Source organism: Mucilaginibacter calamicampi, from assembly GCF_042676765.1.
Taxonomy (GTDB): Bacteria; Bacteroidota; Bacteroidia; order Sphingobacteriales; family Sphingobacteriaceae; genus Mucilaginibacter; species Mucilaginibacter calamicampi.
On the sequence record NZ_JBHTHU010000022.1, the window covers coordinates 48901 to 64779 of the forward strand.

The following is a 15879-nucleotide window of genomic DNA, read 5'->3' on the forward strand; positions in this document are numbered from 1 at the left end:
TTCTATGACTTTTCATAAAGAAGGATACACCTCACTGGCACTTTGCATACTTTTCATATTTGTTTTGAATGCCGCCGTACAATTTTATTTCCCGCAGGCAACTGTGTTCAGGTGGATAATATATATCTTTTCGTTCCTGTTATTTGTTACTATAGTTCAGTTTTTCCGCAGCCCTAAGCTGTTGATCACCCAAAATGAAAAAGCGGTGCTTTGCCCTGCTGATGGCAAAGTGGTAGTAATTGAAGAAACAGACGAACCGGAGTTTTTAAAAGACAAACGCATACAGGTATCGGTATTTATGTCGCCGGTTAATGTGCATGTTAACCGTAACCCTATAAGCGGCGTAGTAAAATATTTTAAATATCACCCGGGCAAATATTTAGTTGCCTGGCATCCGAAATCATCAACCGAGAACGAACGCACCACTGTGGTTACCGAAAATAAACTGGGCCAGCAGGTATTATTCAGGCAAATTGCAGGGGCGCTTGCCCGCCGCATTGTATGGTATGTAAAAGAGGGCGATAAAGTTGAGCAGGGCGACCAATTCGGCTTTATTAAATTTGGATCGCGTGTGGATGTATTTTTGCCTTTGGGATCAAAGGTAAACGTAGCAATTGGTGAAGTAGTTAAAGGCGGAACAACCGTACTTGCCGAATTGCCCGCCTAAATTACATTACCACCACCGATTATTCACTTCGGTATCTTCAACAACTTTGGGTTGCGGTGTAGCCGCGGCTAGTTCTTTCTGAACAGTTTTTGGCTTCTCCGCAACAGCTGCTTCGCGTTTTTCTGCAGCTCTTAGTGTACCTGATGCCGGCTTAATTTCGGCTTTGCGCTCTGCCACCGTGCGGGTAGGTTCTGCATCGGCCACTACAGGTTTAATTTGCGGCGACAGTAGATCTGCGGCTGAATGTCTGTTCAGTTTGTTAAACAGATCAACCTTTGTTGAAATATTTTCCTGCTTTACGGTTATAACGCCATTTATAACGGCACCTTCTTCAATATCTAATACAGGTGTACAGATATTGCCGTTAATTACCGCTGTACTTTTCAACTCCAGTTTTTCTGTTGATGAAATATGGCCATTGATAGTACCATCAATAATGCATACGCCGGCAATTATATTGCCCGAAAGCACACCGCTGTCTGACACCAAAACCTCGCCACTGCAAAAAAGGTTTCCCGATAGCTTATCTGTTAAAATGATCTTATCATTTGATAGCAGGTCGGAGCCGTCTCTTAATATGTTTTCAATATTGCTTACTATAGGCGGGGGAACCTCTTTTTTAAAAAATCCCAGCATATTAGTTAGCCTCAAAGTTGGTTACTACGGTTGTTGAATTGCCAATATCTATGCCTACAGAAGCATTGGTAAGCCCACCTGATATACGTTGCGAGTTAAGTGTATAACCTTTACTTGCCAACGAAGCAGGATCATTAACGATCTCCATTTGTACAATGTCGCCAAACTCGTTTTTAAAGCAATCAACCAGATCCTGGTAGTACATACCGCCGCCACACAAGTATACCTTGTTGGCTTTAGATAGGTTTTTATCATTGATTACAGATGCCAGGGCCGGAGAAATAACCTCGTTATAATATGCCTTGAGCGCATTTTTACGCATTTCTCTCAAGTCGATGTTCTTTCTGTCAAGAAATATATAGCCGCGTTGGAAAGCTTCATCTAAGGTATGCGCGGTTCTAAACTCCAGGTAATGGCTTTTTGACAGCTCGTTTATCATGTAATTAATAGCATAGCGCAAGCCATGTGTACTAACCATTGATTGTTCAACAACACCTGTATCTGTACTTAAAACCGATTCGAAAGTGCCAAAACCACAGCTTAAAATAAAAAAGTTTCCGGTTGCCTTAAGCTCGCCTTTACGTAAAGCTATTGAGCAGCCTACAATTTCCGGGATAACATCAACATTCTTTACTTCAAGCATAACCGTTTTTTTGCCTGATCCGCCGAAGGTTGATGAATCATATTCAATTATGTGTGTCTTTCTGATATAATCAACGGCCGCTTCTTTATATATGCGATAGGTAGCGTAAGGGAAACCGGTAGTAATAGATACCGGCTGCTCCACTTTTTCTGCAACCTGCAGCATGGCGGCCTTTATCAATAACTGATAATCCATATCGGCAGGCGATGAGTTGATGAGCTTATGTGGTGCATTACCTTCGTTAAGTGCAAGGTTGCCGCAAACGTACCATTGATTGTTGTGGAACACGCGCAAGCCATTCAGCAGATCGGGCGCGGTGTTATTTAATGAAGCATTGTTTACTTCAATAAGACTTGAAAATGACTGTGATTGTAGCATAATAGTATGTCTCCCTATTGTGGGTTTAAAGGTTAGTATTAAAATTAATTGAGGTAACTAACTGATTTTTTGTACAATATAACGCAATTGCTGCTCCCCTGTATAAAAAAAAATTAATTATATATTAAGCAAATTTCACTTTAAGAAAGGCGAAAATATTTTACTATAGCTTTAGTTTTACAACTTTTGAGAATTATTTAAACTTTAAGGAAACCGAATATTGGAGCATAAAAAAAGCCTTTCTGAATAGATCAGAAAGGCTTTATATACTTTTTTAAAGTAAAATTACTTTGCTACGCGTTTTGCTTTGATACGGGCTGCTTTGCCGGTAAGCTCGCGCAGGTAGAACAATTTAGCGCGACGTACTTTACCATAGCTGTTAACCTCAACTTTATCAATATTAGGAGAGTTGGCAGGGAATATACGCTCAACACCTATACCGTTTGAAACTTTACGCACGGTAAAAGTTTCAGAAACGCCTGTGCTGTTACGTTGGATAACAACGCCCTGGTAAACCTGGATACGTTCTTTGTTACCTTCTCTGATTTTATAATGTACGCTAACAGTATCACCTGCTTTGAAAGATGGAAGAGTGTTAACTACTACTGTTTGCTCTTCTACAAATTTTATTAAATCCATGATTTTAAGCTCTTAAAAGCGATTTTTAGCCCCTAAAAATCGGATTGCAAGTATAGGGATTATTTTTGAGAATTAAAAAACGATTTTAAAAATTTCCACAATTTGTTTTTTGTTAACAAATGGCTTGCGTTTTCTATCATTATCAGGGCTAACATTAATCTCCTAACAGATCTGGCCGGCGCTGTTTTGTGCGCTCCACAGCTTGCTCAAATCGCCATTTATTAATCTCCGCCTCATGGCCGCTTAAAAGCACATCGGGCACCTTATGGCCGTTCCAGTCTGCCGGGCGGGTATAAACAGGGGCATCCAGCAAACTATCCTGAAATGAATCAGAAAGCGCCGAGGTTTCGTCGTTTAACACGCCGGGTATCAGCCTTACAACAGCGTCAACCAAAACGGCAGCGGGCAGCTCACCGCCTGATAGTACATAATCTCCAATCGATATCTCGCGGGTAACATAAATATCGCGGATACGCTGATCAATGCCTTTATAATGCCCGCAAAGAATGATAAAGTTTTTTTTGATAGAAAGTTGATTGGCGATAGCCTGGTTAAGCGTTTCGCCATCAGGCGACATAAAGATCACTTCGTCGTAATCGCGTTCGCTTTTTAACTTCTCTATGCAGGCAGCAAAGGGAGCAATGCCCATTACCATGCCACTGCCGCCGCCATAGGGGTAGTCATCTACACTTTTTTGCTTGTTGGTAGCGTAATCGCGCAGGTTATGTACATGGATCTCGCTGATGCCCTTTTTCTGCGCACGCAGCAAAATAGAATGAGCAAAAGGACTTTCCAATAAACCCGGCAATACAGATATGATATCAAAACGCATGGCAGCAAAGATAAGCAAATCCGTTAGCCCCCCAACCCCCTAAAGGGGGAGTTTAGAAGCGCGTTGCTAAACGACCATTCCTCCTTTAGGGGGTTAGGGGGTTTAATCTTCATCATCAAGCATAAAAATTTCTTCTACCGGTTTATTAAACACTTTGGCAATTTTTAAGGCCAGCACGGTAGACGGTACATATTTATTACTCTCTATGGTATTGATGGTTTGGCGGGATACACCTATCAGATCGGCCAGTTCGCCCTGGGTTATGTTTTTTATAGCGCGTTCAACGCGCAGTGAATTTTTCATGAAACCTACTCCTCAGAATGTAGTAAACGATTGGATTGATAAACCACCCACCTGAAACGTATTATAAAAAACAGGAGGGGTGTAAATATAAAGTGTGCTGCAATACCCACAAACATATGCCAGTTAGTTATACAAACAATACAAATAATTAAACCTATGTAGTTAAAATAGATGGACCATTGCAGGGAATCGAGTCGCAACTGAGCGATGTGCTCGTCCTCTACCTTTTCTTTGGTAAATGCAATCAGCAACAGGCCGCAGATCAGTGTCAGCAAAATAATGTCGGTCACCAGTTCGCGCAGATCTGCTTTGCCGGCCAGCATCTGGCCATGATGCAAACCAGAGAAATATTCATCAAAAACGATGTGTACTGCGGAAAGGGTAAGTCCGATTATAAAAAGCGCAACGCCCCACTTGCGCCAGGGATAAGGAAATAAGAAACGTGATTTCATATTTGTAAAGTTTGATTTACCAAATGTAAAACAAACTTTACAAATATCAAGTATATTTGACAAATAATTTCTTAATCTAGATAAATTTCCAGCAAACCATCGGGTAGATCTACCATCACGATCTCCTTAACAACATCTATCCCTTTAATTATCTCTTCATTTAACGGGAAAAGCACTTCGCAGCCTTTGTAGGTAACTGTAGCTATTAGTTGCTGCGGATATTCGTGTATAGCAGTTATAACACCCAGTTCGCCTTCGTTTTCGTCAACGGCGGTAAAATCTATCAGATCTTTTAAGGTAAAATCACTTTTTCGTTTTTTGGGCTTAAGCTTATTGGGCAAATAGATATCCTTCTTTACTAAAATGGACGCCTTTTCAATTGTATCCACATCCTCCAGGTACAGGTAGGCCGAGTTTTTTTGATTGTATTTTATAGACTCTACAAAGTAAGGTGCCAGCTTACCACCAACTTCAATAAACAAAGCATTAAAGTTAATAGCATCCAGCCCGTCAAAATCAACATACAGTTGCATTTCGCCTTTAAGGCCCTTGGTTTTAAGCACGCTACCTATTCGGAAGTGATCTTCTATCTTCATAAAACTATTTTGACAATTTATGTCATTGCGAGGGACGAAGCAATCGCACGGAGAAAAGCCGCCATGCAATTTCGCGATTGCTTCGTGCCTCGCAATGACACTCGCTTTTTTTTTAAACAACAATGGCGAAGAACCTTTCGGATGCTTCGCCATTGCATTGTATACTATTCAAATAATTATTCTGCGCTTTCTTCAGCTTCTGGTGCAGCTTCTTCAGCAACCGGAGCTTCTTCTTCAACTTCTTCGGCAACCGGAGTGTTTTTAGCAGCAATAGCAGCAGCTTTATCAGCATTACGCTTAGCCTCAGCAGCTAAAGCAGCTTTACGTGCTTCCTCTTTTGCAGAACTTAAGTCTGATTTTTTACCGGTTATCTTTCCGTCTTTCTGATCGGTCCATGCCGCAAATTTCTCGTCAGCTTGTTCCTGAGTTAAAGCACCTTTTTTAACGCCGCCCTCTAAGTGTTTTTTGTATAAAACACCTTTGTAAGACAAAATAGCACGACAAGTATCAGTTGGCTGTGCACCATTGTTTACCCAGCTAAGGGTTTTTTCAAAATTAATGTCAATAGTAGCTGGGTTAGTATTTGGGTTATATGAACCTATACGCTCAATAAAACGACCGTCGCGAGGTGCGCGTGCGTCTGCCACTACAATGTAGTAAAACGGTTTTCCTTTTTTACCGTGTCTTTGCAATCTGATCTTAGTTGCCATTTCTTATTCTTTTTTATGTGTCCAACATTCCCCCGGAGTTTCTTTCAGCGGGGACGCAAAGGTAAGAAAATTTATTTTATATTATAATTAACGTTCAGCTTATTTTATTTGATGCTGAATGCGTTAGGTGGTGCTCATTTTCAGAAACATTTGAATACGCTTCCTGTTATCATTAGCAAAACAATAAATATGAAATGGTTTGGCGGTAAGCAAAGCAGCGATTACGAAGAAAGCAGCGGCGGCGGCGGTCGCGGAATGTTATTTGGCGGCGGTATACTCGGTTTAATAGGTGCCGCTATTTATATGTTCACCGGGATTGACCCCGGCCAGATCTTAAATCAATCTGGCAATTCAGACCAGATTGTAACGCAACCCGGTGCCAGCGATAGCCGCGATAAGCAATTTGCCAGGGTAATATTTGAAGGAACCACCATAGTTTGGGATAGCCTTTTTAATGCCATGGGCGAGCAATACCAACACCCCGTTTTACATGTTTTTACTGACGAGGTGAACGCCGAAGGTTGTGGCTACGCATCAGCCGCAACAGGCCCGTTTTATTGCCCGGCTAACGGAAGGGTTTATTTAGACCTGTCGTTTTTTAAAGAGTTGAGCAATAAATTTGGCGCACCCGGCGAAGCCGCCAGTGCTTACGTAATAGCGCACGAAGTTGGCCACCATGTGCAAAACCTGATGGGTACATCCGCCAAAATGGATGCTGCAAGAAATAGAATAAGCGAAACAGAATACAACAAACTTTCGGTTAAGCTTGAATTGCAGGCAGATTTTTACGCCGGTGTTTGGGCGCATTACCAGGCGCTTAACCGTCATAATAACATTGTTATTGAGCGGGCGGATATAGACTCTGCGCTGAATGCTGCCAACCAGATTGGTGATGATCGCCTGCAACAGCAATACCAGGGCAGAGTAAGCCCGGATAGCTTTACGCACGGCAGTAGCGCGCAACGCATGTATTGGTTTAAAAAAGGCTTTGATACCGGCGATATGCGAAAAGGTGACACTTTTGAAACCGAAGATTAACCAATACTTTACCGCTTTTTAATCTATAGAACATTTTCACGTTTTATCTATCGCTTAAGCTAAAACAGCTTGCATTATGCTATGGTGCGAGCTATTTTTGCGTACCCTTAATTAAAATAACATGATAAAATCATATAGCGCTTTTGCCGCCCTGGCAATTTGTGCAACTATGCCGGCCTTTGCAGCGAAACCCCTGGTTGTTCTTGCGGAAAAGGTTCAACAACAAAAGATCAAGCATCCTACTGAAGCTATGAGCAAGGAAGAGCACACGGCTATTCTAAATAACATGCGTCAGAAAAAGAATGATGCTGAAAAAATAGCCGCTTTAAAGGAGGGTGTAAAAGACAAAGGCATAACAGTTGAACAGCTAATTACACTGTTAAACCAGTTTTTAACAGATGATGCTAAAATAGAATGCGCGCAATATGCATTTCCATACACTACTAACTACAAAGCCTTTTTAAAAATAATGGATCTGTTTCAACAAGAGGGCTATAAATGGCGGCTGGAAGAATATTACGACAAGAATAGGAAGTAGAATTGTTTGGTAGTGACTTTTCCTTTAATATAGTATATTGCTTCTTTTAAAACAAAGTGAAAAAGGAAGTCATTTTAGAGTTATTTGGAAAGTTTGAACAAGCCTGTTATATCTATAACAATATTGAATGTTGGAGCGCACGCGAGTTGCAAGAGATATTGGGTTATTCAAGGTGGGAAAACTTTTTGAACGCATTAAATAAAGCAAAAAAATCCTGTGAAAACTCCGATGCTGTAGTTAGTGATCATTTTCGTGATATCAAGAAAATGATAGTTTTGGCAAAGGGAGCGCAGCGAGAAATTGATGACATTGCCCTAACCCGTTACGCATGCTATCTAATAGCACAAAATGGCGATTCAGCAAAACCAGCTATCGCTTTTGCCCAAACGTATTTTGCCGTACAAACCCGTAAACAAGAAATAATTGAACAACGTTTAATTGATGTTGAGAGAATTACCGCGCGTGAAAAACTATCTAAATCGGAAAAAAAACTATCTGGTATTTTATATGAGCGTGGTGTTGATAACACCGGCTTTGCCCTAATCAGGTCAAAAGGAGATCAAGCTTTGTTTGGTGGATTCAGTACCGGCGATATGAAGAAAAAGCTGGGTGTCTCGTCCGCCAAGCCTTTAGCAGATTTCCTTCCAACATTAACTATAAAAGCGAAAGACTTTGCTAATGAGTTGACAAGCCACAATGTTATTGATAAAGACTTGTTGGGCCAACAATCTATTTCTAAGGAACATATAGATAACAACAAAGCGGTGCGCGATATTTTACTGCAACGAGGTGTAAAACCAGAAGCTTTACCTGCTGCCGAAGACATTAAAAAGTTGGAACGGAGATTGGAGAATGATGGCAAGGAAATTGTGAAGACAGGAAAAACCCGCAAAAAATGATGAGACAAAACCATCGCTACTTTACGTTTTTATTTGTGTCCGTCTTTTTCTATGCCTGTTCGCCCAAAGTTGTACAGTCGCCCAAAGCTGTGCAACCGCCCGACGCGCCACCTGTACCGGTGGTTGCTAAACAGTTTGACGTTACCGACAAGTTTTACGTAACTAAAGCAGACTCATTACTAAGCATACTTAAGCAGCAAAACCCTGCTATGCTGTATGATAGTACAGGAGCCATTGCCGTTCCTTCTGAGTGGGTGGCATCCGTAAACTTTGGTATCCGCAAAGCTAATTTTGTTATTCTTCATTACACCGCTCAAGATTCTGTACAACAAACGTTACGCACTTTTACACTGCTGCGCACCGAGGTAAGCGCGCATTATGTTATTGGCAAAGACGGTAAAATATTTCATATGGTGAATGATTATATGCGATCAAACCATGCCGGGCTGGGTAAATGGGGAAGCGTTACTGACATGAACAGTTCTTCAATAGGTATTGAAATAGACAACGCCGGGACAGAGCCTTTTACTGATGCGCAGATAAACAGCCTGTTGCTTTTGTTGACGCAGCTAAAAAAGGCATACAATATACCAACAGCTAACTTTATCGGTCACCAGGACTTTGCACCTAAGCGAAAAGCCGATCCGGGCCCGTTGTTTCCGTGGAAAGCACTGGCAAATAAAGGTTTTGGATTGTGGAGCGATACCATTGTAGTACCGGCACCACCTAATTTTGACTATGCTACAGCGTTGCGGTTAATAGGCTATGATACATCAGACCTTAACGCTGCTATAATTGCATTCAAGCGCCATTTTGTACAGCAAGACAGCAGCCCTATAATGAGCCAGTTGGATCTGAATGTGTTGTATAACGTGTATAAGAAATATTAGGCCCCCTAACCCCCTGAAGGGGGACGGTAGTTTACAATTATAATATAATAGCAAAGGCCGCTTTTCGAGCGGCCTTTGCTGTTATATATTTTACGACACCGGGACTTACGCGCCCCCTTTAGGGGGTTGGGGGGCTTGGGCTTTCCAGCCGTCCTTTAGCGTTACCGTCCTGTTAAACACCAGCTTATCCGGGGTTGACAGTTTATCCACAGTAAAGTATCCTTTACGAATAAACTGATAGCCTTTTCCTTCTTTGGCGGTAGCCAGATCGGGTTCTATATAGGCATTGGGGATAATGGTTAAACTTTCCGGGTTGATATAGTCTTTAAAATCGCCTTCCTCGTTTGATGGATCTTCTACTTTAAATAAGCGATCGTACAAACGCACTTCCGCGGTTTTTGCGTGCGGTACACTCACCCAGTGGATGGTTCCTTTTACATTTACACCGCTGGTATCATGGCCAGATTTTGAGTTGGGCAGATAAGTACAATGTATTTCTGTAACATTACCTTCCGCATCCTTTTTATAGCTTTCGCAGGTTACTATGTAGGCGTTTTTAAGGCGCACGCTCAAACCAACACCCAGGCGGAAGAACTTTTTAGGCGGTTCCTCCATAAAATCTTCCCTTTCAATCCATAATTCATTACTGAACGGAATGTCACGACCACCGTCTCCGCCTTCCACTTCAGGATTGTTCTCGCCATGCATAACTTCTGTCTGCCCTTCCGGATAATTGGTTATTACCAGTTTAATAGGGTCAAGCACAGCCATACGGCGCCAGGCAGTTTTATTCAGGTCCTCCCGGATGCAAAACTCCAGCAGGCTAAAGTCTATCATGTTTTCGCGTTTGGCTACGCCAATACGTTCGCAAAACTCGCGGATGGATGCCGCGGTGTACCCCCTGCGGCGCAAACCGCTAATGGTTGACATGCGCGGGTCATCCCAGCCATCAACATAATTATCATTCACCAATTGCATTAGCTTACGCTTGCTCATAACGGTATACGTCATGTTCAAACGGGCAAACTCATACTGCCTGCTCGGGAATACATTCAACTGTTCAATAAACCAGTTATACAGGTCGCGGTGCGGTATAAACTCAAGTGTACAAATAGAGTGCGTAATATTTTCAATCGCGTCTGATTGTCCGTGTGCGAAATCATACATCGGGTAAATGCACCATTTATCGCCTGTGCGGTGGTGGTGTGCATGTTTTATGCGGTACATCAACGGATCGCGCAGGTGCATGTTAGGTGCTGCCAAATCCAATTTGGCGCGCAATACTTTTGCACCATCGGGGTATTTACCATCTTTCATTTCGGCAAATAGCTGCAGGTTTTCTTCAACTGTACGGCTGCGGTATTGGTTAGGCGTACCCGGCTCGGTTGGCGTTCCTTTTTGCGCGGCAATTTCTTCGGCAGTGCTGTCGTCAACATACGCCAGGCCTTTTTTAATCATCGCTACCGCGAAATCATACAGATGGTCAAAATAATCTGATGCATATAACTCATTGGCCCATTCAAAACCAAGCCAACGCACATCGTTCTTAATACTTTCAACATACTCTGTATCCTCGGTAACGGGGTTGGTATCGTCAAAGCGCAGGTTGGTTTTTCCGTTATATTTTTTTGCCAAGCCAAAGTTAAGGCATATAGATTTGGCATGACCAATATGCAGGTATCCGTTAGGCTCAGGCGGAAAACGAGTTAACACTCTGCCGCCATGTTTACCTGCGCTTATATCTTCTTCAACTATCTCTTCTAAAAAGTTTAATGATCTCTCTTCGCTCATATTATTTCTGCAATGCTGCAAAAGTAGGGTTTTTTAACAGAAAGGAAGGCCTGTTGCCAAATAGTCTCGGTAAAACTCTAATGAAATTCTAATGACTTTTTGAAGGGAAAAAAAATTTCAATTGGTAATTTTCCACCAAATATTTGCCTATGACAGACAGCAAGCACGATTTTTTTAAAGTAATTGACAATTTTGCCCGCATTAATAAAGTTGGCTCTGTACGTATTTCTAAAAGCAACCCTGCTGTCTTTCCGTTGGCAAGCATTGTTATACCCACTTATAAAAGGGCAGTATTATTAAAAGCGGCTATAGAAAGTGCTTTAAATCAACAAAACTGCCCTGATTTTGAAGTTGTTGTTGTTGACGATAACCCCGAGAGAAATTGCGATACTGAACAATTAATGAGGAGCATTGCTGATAAAAGAATTAGCTATTACAAAAACCACCAAAACCTGGGCCAGATAAATAACTGGAACCGCTGCTTTGAATTGGCAAACGGCAAATGGGTAGTTATGCTTCATGATGATGACTTGCTGCTGGAGTCGTTCTTACATGATTGCTTCACCGTTGTAATTGAACGCCCCGAAACAGGGCTCTTAAAACCGCAGTGGCACCACTGGGTTGATGATGGCGGCCAACATCCTGATGTTTCTAACCATCAAGGCGCGGGAGAGTTGCAACGGGTTTACGAGATAGATCAGTTAATGGCTGATCGTATTGGCGCCCCTACGGGTGTAATGATTAACCGGGAAAAATTTTTCCTGACAGGCGGGTTTAATCCGGATTTTTTTCCGACAGCCGATAAATGCTTTGTAACGCTGTTTGCCCACTACTTTGAGGTTTATAAACTGAACAAAACAGCCTCTGTATACCGCTTTTTAAACAATGAGTCATTAAAGATCGAAACGCTTCAAGGCTTTTTACGTAACGACTTTTACCTGTTTAAACAATTGTGCCGTCGCTTTAAAATTCCGGCGTCAATTGCAGATAACTTTTTAGGTTATAAGCTACGTAACATCACCGGGTATTATAAAGGAATTAATCCTGCCTTTTCTTTCGATAAAAAATCAATTGGCTTAACAGAGCCGGGCAGATTTACCGGAAGAATAGCCTATATACTAACGGGCAAAATTGTTTCGGCTTACCAGCAATTTTATGCTGTGTTTGGGCAATCCATATTCAAAAAACGCCAACTCCACCTGGGCGTTAAGCCTGTAGTTAAAAAACGCAGCGCAGGCGCGCCGGTTATCGCGTTAACTATTTCGCAGTTTTTAGAGGAGGGTTTAGTGTTTTTTGAAAGCTTTGAAACCATTTTTAGTTTGTAAACGATGGAGGCTCTAAGCAGCCAGGGTGAGCCCTGTGAGCTATTTGCGCATATTTTAAAACATCGCTTTAGCAAGCGTTTTAATCGACTATTTGATTCCTTCCTGTTTACGATAGAGGTTTCTTTCTTTTTTGTATTTATGTTTTTTAAAAGCGCCCAACTTCTTTCTGACAATTACGAAACCATCGCTCCATGCCTCGAAAGAAATGTTAGAATTAAATCTACTTAGTTTAGTTTTTATAACTGCTGAAGCACTATCAACGAATCTTTGAATTGATTTAGCTTCTTTTACTCCTTCTTGCGCATCAGGCGACCAGTATGATTTTTCGCTGTAAATTCCGTTGTCTAATGTAGATATTTCATAAACCGTACCATCAAGCACAGGTTTCCATCCCTTTATAACAGAATCCGTAGGTATATCCGTTATGTTATTAGCCTGTGCATATTTTAAAATTTCCCTTACTTCTTGTTTTGTAAGATCTTCTTTAGAATAATAAAACCTATCTATTGGTCTTTCTTTTGTCAGCTCAACAAACTCCTTTACATATAACATCACTGTGCCGACAAAACTTGTGTCATTGAGTTTTCCCACCTGAATAATGGATGTTACCGCAGCCGGCTGATCAGCCTTTAGTTGCATGTGGAAACCTATACGCGAGTGTACCATTTGGGGCAAAGTGAGGGCCCTTATTACGCCGGATGTTATTTGAGCGCTTGCAAACCCACTAAAAAGCAGCAATACTGACAAATGTAAACCAAACTTCTTCATGTGATAAGCCCGAAAGATCAACTTAAAGGTAACAAAAAACCCTCGCCGTTTGGCGAGGGTTTCTATGCTTAATCCCACCAGGTCTCACCTGGCACCATATACTTCTCTTTTACCAGTTTTTCGTTAAGTGTAATGCCCAAACCGGCTTTTCCGTTAAATTGCAGGTAGCCGTCTTTTAGCATGTCGATTCCGTAGCCCAAAACTTCCGGATCGCCGTTGCAGCTTTTTCCATCCTGGTTAATCGCCTGGTTCATAAACGCTTCGTGCCCAACAAACTCGCGCACAGTTGCCGCCCAATGTGCAGAAGCAATTGTAGCTACTGGTCCGGCTACGTTGTGTGTTACCACTGGGATGAAATAGGTTTCGGCCATATCGGCTATCTTCTTGGCTTCCAGTAAACCACCTGTCATAGAAACATCTATCTCAATTTTATGTACCGCGCCGTTTACAATAAACGGACGGAAATCATCGCGGGTATACAGGTTCTCTCCGGTTAATATTGGCACCGGCGACTGCTGGGTAAGCTTTACCCATTGGTCGTTATAAGCGAAGGGCAGCGGGTCTTCCAGCCACCATGGTTTCATAGGGGCAACGGCGTGGGCAAGACGCAATGCGCTGTCAAGGTCCATTTCCCAATGGGTATGAACAACAATTTCAAAATCAGGACCTACAGCATCGCGCACGTTTTGAAAGCCACGCGCATTACGCTCCACCTCATTGTTGGATAGCATACGGTTATCCAACCGTTCCCAGTTCTGATCACGGATATAATCTACCTTAGCGGCGGTTAATTTCCATTGCTTCATTTTCGCGGCATATTCCGCGCAAGAGTCTTTGCTCAACAGATCGCGGGGACGAGTAGTGCAATAAGCGCGAACCTGTTTGCGGTGCGCGCCGCCGCCTAATATATTATGAACAGGCTGATCGGCCAGTTTACCCAGAATATCCCATAGCGCCATCTCAATACCTGTTATGGCATGTTGCGGTATACCGTGGTTGCCCCCGTAATAAGAAGTACGCGTACTCATTTTAAACAGCAAGCGTTCCAGCTCATAAGGGTCCTGCCCCATCAATATGGGTTTAAAAACACTGTTGATGATGTCTTTGGCACCAAAACTGTTTTCGTCGTGATGGCACTCACCTATCCCAATAATACCGGCATCGGTTTCAATTTTCACCAAAAGGCTTGGCCTGAAACCAATTTTAGTGCGAAGGGTTTTAACGTTGGTGATCTTAACCTTGCGCACGTTTGGCGATGCCATCAGATCAAGATAAGGCATAAATACTGCTGCTGCGCCTGCAACGGCCATTTTTTGGATAAAGCTGCGTCTTCTCATTTGGAATAGACAATAAATAATTACAATTGGTTAGCGGCCTGATGGACAGGCCTGGTAGCCAAATATATTATTTATTGTTAAAACTATTACGATTGCGGTAGTAATTTATATAAAAGCTTATTTGATGGTGCACAGCTAAATATGTTACATTTAAAAAACAACCACACAATGAAATCAATCGCGATATATAGCTTAAAAGCGTGGCTCTCTTTTGTTGTTCTGGCCTCGGTATTTACACATGGCTATGAAATGTATGCAGACAACGATCATAGCTTTTTGGATATATGGCAGGATTTAATTACATTTTCTGTATGTTCAATTCCGTTTTGCCTTTACCTTTTCAGCATAGCCTGGTTGTTAGCGCGAGTAAAAAAATCGCCCACATTTATAAAAACCATTTTAAGCATTACCGAAATGCTCCTGGTTATTTCAACGTACGCCATAATAATTCTACAACTTGACTACCAACATCAGGGTATTTGGAAAATTACTGCGTGGGCAGGGCCCCGATATTTATATCCCCTTTTACTAGCCATTCCACTCAGTATATGGCCATATGAAATATACAATACGGACAACCAACTAAAAGACTGAATATTCGAAATATCTTAACTGCGAACCTCACTCCACGTAAAACCCGGAATCAGATTACAATAACACATTAATTCAAGGTGGCGGACCTACAAAAAATGATCAAAAGTATCGCTTCTGATGCCTAAGCGCAGTGTCTCCAGCGGGATAACATCATTAGGAGCGATGTTACCCAAACTTACATTGGCACCAACAAGTTTTATAAACCAAACCTGCTGCGGTTTTTGGGGAGCTTCCCAGATAATGGATTGCTCAGGTATTTGGGTTAGTATCTCATCAACTAGGCCCTGACGTACTTCGCCCGAGTCGCGGTAAATGCCTACGTTTCCGCTTTCGCGGGCCTCGGCAATCACCTTCCATGATCCGGCTTCTATTTCGGCCTTCATCAACTGGATCCATTTATAGGGGGCAAAAATTTTCTGCACATCCTTTGATCCAACTTCTGATATAACAGTTACCTGTTTAGCCAACTCAGTAATATAGCGACACTTTTCCTGGTGTGTTATTTCAATGGATCCATCAGAAACTTCGGCGTAAGCAAGGTTATATTTGTCAAGCAGGCGGCGGTAATCATCAAACTGACCGCGTACTATCATGGCTTCAAACAAGGTACCCCCAAAGTAAACCGGAATACCCGCTTCTTTATAAAGTTTAAGTTTTTGGTCAAGGTTAGGCGTTACGTATGATGTGGCCCAGCCCAGCTTCACCATATCCGTGTAAACTCCGGCAACCTCAATAAAATTCTCCACCTCGCGCAGGCTAAGGCCCTTATCCATAACCATGGTAATTCCGCTATCCCTTGGCTTTTGCACTCTATCCGGAAGATTATTGATGGTGTAATTCATA

At 42.2% G+C, this 15879-nt stretch carries 19 protein-coding genes; 7 read left to right on the forward strand and 12 right to left on the reverse strand.

Annotated features, from left to right (window positions below):
- Positions 1-4 precede the first annotated feature (4 nt).
- Positions 5-667 carry a phosphatidylserine decarboxylase family protein gene (locus ACFQZS_RS17680; protein WP_377102306.1) on the forward strand — a complete coding sequence of 221 codons (663 nt, stop codon included), beginning with the start codon at positions 5-7 and terminating at the stop codon, positions 665-667.
- 6 nt (positions 668-673) lie between these two features.
- On the opposite strand, the gene ACFQZS_RS17685 is transcribed toward ACFQZS_RS17680, so the two are convergent.
- From ACFQZS_RS17685 to ACFQZS_RS17720, 8 genes are all read right to left on the reverse strand, one after another.
- The gene (locus ACFQZS_RS17685) at positions 674-1303 is read right to left on the reverse strand and encodes a bactofilin family protein (protein ID WP_377102307.1); all 630 of its coding nucleotides are present in this window, start codon (positions 1301-1303) and stop codon (positions 674-676) included.
- A 1-nt stretch (position 1304) separates the two neighbouring features.
- A complete protein-coding gene (locus ACFQZS_RS17690; protein WP_377102308.1) occupies positions 1305-2324 on the reverse strand; it encodes a ParM/StbA family protein in 1020 nt (339 codons plus the stop codon).
- Positions 2325-2609: 285 nt separating this feature from the next.
- Positions 2610-2963 (reverse strand): 50S ribosomal protein L19, encoded by a 354-nt coding sequence (gene rplS, locus ACFQZS_RS17695; protein ID WP_377102309.1) that lies wholly within the window; start codon positions 2961-2963, stop codon positions 2610-2612.
- A 154-nt stretch (positions 2964-3117) separates the two neighbouring features.
- Positions 3118-3795 carry a tRNA (guanosine(37)-N1)-methyltransferase TrmD gene (trmD, locus tag ACFQZS_RS17700; protein WP_377102310.1) on the reverse strand — a complete coding sequence of 226 codons (678 nt, stop codon included), beginning with the start codon at positions 3793-3795 and terminating at the stop codon, positions 3118-3120.
- A 102-nt stretch (positions 3796-3897) separates the two neighbouring features.
- Positions 3898-4098, reverse strand: coding sequence for a helix-turn-helix transcriptional regulator (locus ACFQZS_RS17705; protein WP_377102311.1), 201 nt, complete (start codon positions 4096-4098; stop codon positions 3898-3900).
- Between the two features lie 5 nt (positions 4099-4103).
- A complete protein-coding gene (locus ACFQZS_RS17710) occupies positions 4104-4550 on the reverse strand; it encodes a hypothetical protein (RefSeq protein ID WP_377102312.1) in 447 nt (148 codons plus the stop codon).
- Positions 4551-4621: 71 nt separating this feature from the next.
- Positions 4622-5146 (reverse strand): ribosome maturation factor RimM, encoded by a 525-nt coding sequence (gene rimM / locus ACFQZS_RS17715; RefSeq protein ID WP_377102313.1) that lies wholly within the window; start codon positions 5144-5146, stop codon positions 4622-4624.
- Between the two features lie 176 nt (positions 5147-5322).
- Positions 5323-5856, reverse strand: coding sequence for a 30S ribosomal protein S16 (locus tag ACFQZS_RS17720; RefSeq protein ID WP_377102314.1), 534 nt, complete (start codon positions 5854-5856; stop codon positions 5323-5325).
- 189 nt (positions 5857-6045) lie between these two features.
- Between ACFQZS_RS17720 and ypfJ the strand changes: the two genes are divergently transcribed.
- The 4 genes from ypfJ to ACFQZS_RS17740 all read left to right on the forward strand — a co-directional run bounded on the left by ypfJ (position 6046) and on the right by ACFQZS_RS17740 (position 9221).
- Positions 6046-6894: a KPN_02809 family neutral zinc metallopeptidase gene (gene ypfJ, locus ACFQZS_RS17725; RefSeq protein WP_449288898.1), complete on the forward strand. Its 849-nt coding sequence runs from the start codon at positions 6046-6048 to the stop codon at positions 6892-6894.
- A gap of 121 nt (positions 6895-7015) precedes the next feature.
- Complete coding sequence (locus ACFQZS_RS17730) at positions 7016-7432, forward strand: DUF4476 domain-containing protein (protein WP_377102316.1); 417 nt, start codon at positions 7016-7018, stop codon at positions 7430-7432.
- Between the two features lie 56 nt (positions 7433-7488).
- Complete coding sequence (gene dinD, locus ACFQZS_RS17735; RefSeq protein WP_377102317.1) at positions 7489-8331, forward strand: DNA damage-inducible protein D; 843 nt, start codon at positions 7489-7491, stop codon at positions 8329-8331.
- Positions 8328-9221: an N-acetylmuramoyl-L-alanine amidase gene (locus ACFQZS_RS17740; RefSeq protein WP_377102318.1), complete on the forward strand. Its 894-nt coding sequence runs from the start codon at positions 8328-8330 to the stop codon at positions 9219-9221. The genes dinD and ACFQZS_RS17740 overlap by 4 nt, the downstream gene beginning before the upstream one ends.
- A gap of 105 nt (positions 9222-9326) precedes the next feature.
- On the opposite strand, the gene ACFQZS_RS17745 is transcribed toward ACFQZS_RS17740, so the two are convergent.
- Positions 9327-11012 carry a glutamine--tRNA ligase/YqeY domain fusion protein gene (locus ACFQZS_RS17745; protein ID WP_377102319.1) on the reverse strand — a complete coding sequence of 562 codons (1686 nt, stop codon included), beginning with the start codon at positions 11010-11012 and terminating at the stop codon, positions 9327-9329.
- Between the two features lie 149 nt (positions 11013-11161).
- Here ACFQZS_RS17745 and ACFQZS_RS17750 point away from each other — a divergent pair, with 149 nt between their 5' ends.
- Positions 11162-12337 carry a glycosyltransferase family 2 protein gene (locus ACFQZS_RS17750; RefSeq protein ID WP_377102320.1) on the forward strand — a complete coding sequence of 392 codons (1176 nt, stop codon included), beginning with the start codon at positions 11162-11164 and terminating at the stop codon, positions 12335-12337.
- 87 nt (positions 12338-12424) lie between these two features.
- Here ACFQZS_RS17750 and ACFQZS_RS17755 read toward each other — a convergent pair whose 3' ends face one another.
- Together ACFQZS_RS17755 and ACFQZS_RS17760 are read right to left on the reverse strand one after the other, a co-directional pair.
- Positions 12425-13105 (reverse strand): hypothetical protein, encoded by a 681-nt coding sequence (locus ACFQZS_RS17755; RefSeq protein WP_377102321.1) that lies wholly within the window; start codon positions 13103-13105, stop codon positions 12425-12427.
- A 68-nt stretch (positions 13106-13173) separates the two neighbouring features.
- Complete coding sequence (locus ACFQZS_RS17760) at positions 13174-14442, reverse strand: mandelate racemase/muconate lactonizing enzyme family protein (RefSeq protein ID WP_377102322.1); 1269 nt, start codon at positions 14440-14442, stop codon at positions 13174-13176.
- A gap of 168 nt (positions 14443-14610) precedes the next feature.
- Between ACFQZS_RS17760 and ACFQZS_RS17765 the strand changes: the two genes are divergently transcribed.
- Positions 14611-15036, forward strand: a complete 426-nt coding sequence (locus ACFQZS_RS17765; protein ID WP_377102323.1) for a hypothetical protein — start codon at positions 14611-14613, stop codon at positions 15034-15036.
- A gap of 86 nt (positions 15037-15122) precedes the next feature.
- Here ACFQZS_RS17765 and ACFQZS_RS17770 read toward each other — a convergent pair whose 3' ends face one another.
- Positions 15123-15878, reverse strand: a complete 756-nt coding sequence (locus tag ACFQZS_RS17770; protein WP_377102324.1) for a phosphosulfolactate synthase — start codon at positions 15876-15878, stop codon at positions 15123-15125.
- Between the last annotated feature and the right edge of the window lies 1 nt (position 15879).

Bases quoted from the DNA above. Each gene is read 5' to 3' on its own strand.
- ACFQZS_RS17680 (WP_377102306.1), top strand. From the start codon at position 5: ATGACTTTTCATAAAGAAGGATACACCTCACTGGCACTTTGCATACTT.
- ACFQZS_RS17685 (WP_377102307.1), bottom strand. From the start codon at position 1,303: ATGCTGGGATTTTTTAAAAAAGAGGTTCCCCCGCCTATAGTAAGCAAT.
- ACFQZS_RS17690 (WP_377102308.1), bottom strand. From the start codon at position 2,324: ATGCTACAATCACAGTCATTTTCAAGTCTTATTGAAGTAAACAATGCT.
- rplS (WP_377102309.1), bottom strand. From the start codon at position 2,963: ATGGATTTAATAAAATTTGTAGAAGAGCAAACAGTAGTAGTTAACACT.
- trmD (WP_377102310.1), bottom strand. From the start codon at position 3,795: ATGCGTTTTGATATCATATCTGTATTGCCGGGTTTATTGGAAAGTCCT.
- ACFQZS_RS17705 (WP_377102311.1), bottom strand. From the start codon at position 4,098: ATGAAAAATTCACTGCGCGTTGAACGCGCTATAAAAAACATAACCCAG.
- ACFQZS_RS17710 (WP_377102312.1), bottom strand. From the start codon at position 4,550: ATGAAATCACGTTTCTTATTTCCTTATCCCTGGCGCAAGTGGGGCGTT.
- rimM (WP_377102313.1), bottom strand. From the start codon at position 5,146: ATGAAGATAGAAGATCACTTCCGAATAGGTAGCGTGCTTAAAACCAAG.
- ACFQZS_RS17720 (WP_377102314.1), bottom strand. From the start codon at position 5,856: ATGGCAACTAAGATCAGATTGCAAAGACACGGTAAAAAAGGAAAACCG.
- ypfJ (WP_449288898.1), top strand. From the start codon at position 6,046: ATGAAATGGTTTGGCGGTAAGCAAAGCAGCGATTACGAAGAAAGCAGC.
- ACFQZS_RS17730 (WP_377102316.1), top strand. From the start codon at position 7,016: ATGATAAAATCATATAGCGCTTTTGCCGCCCTGGCAATTTGTGCAACT.
- ACFQZS_RS17740 (WP_377102318.1), top strand. From the start codon at position 8,328: ATGATGAGACAAAACCATCGCTACTTTACGTTTTTATTTGTGTCCGTC.
- ACFQZS_RS17745 (WP_377102319.1), bottom strand. From the start codon at position 11,012: ATGAGCGAAGAGAGATCATTAAACTTTTTAGAAGAGATAGTTGAAGAA.
- ACFQZS_RS17750 (WP_377102320.1), top strand. From the start codon at position 11,162: ATGACAGACAGCAAGCACGATTTTTTTAAAGTAATTGACAATTTTGCC.
- ACFQZS_RS17755 (WP_377102321.1), bottom strand. From the start codon at position 13,105: ATGAAGAAGTTTGGTTTACATTTGTCAGTATTGCTGCTTTTTAGTGGG.
- ACFQZS_RS17760 (WP_377102322.1), bottom strand. From the start codon at position 14,442: ATGAGAAGACGCAGCTTTATCCAAAAAATGGCCGTTGCAGGCGCAGCA.
- ACFQZS_RS17765 (WP_377102323.1), top strand. From the start codon at position 14,611: ATGAAATCAATCGCGATATATAGCTTAAAAGCGTGGCTCTCTTTTGTT.
- ACFQZS_RS17770 (WP_377102324.1), bottom strand. From the start codon at position 15,878: ATGAATTACACCATCAATAATCTTCCGGATAGAGTGCAAAAGCCAAGG.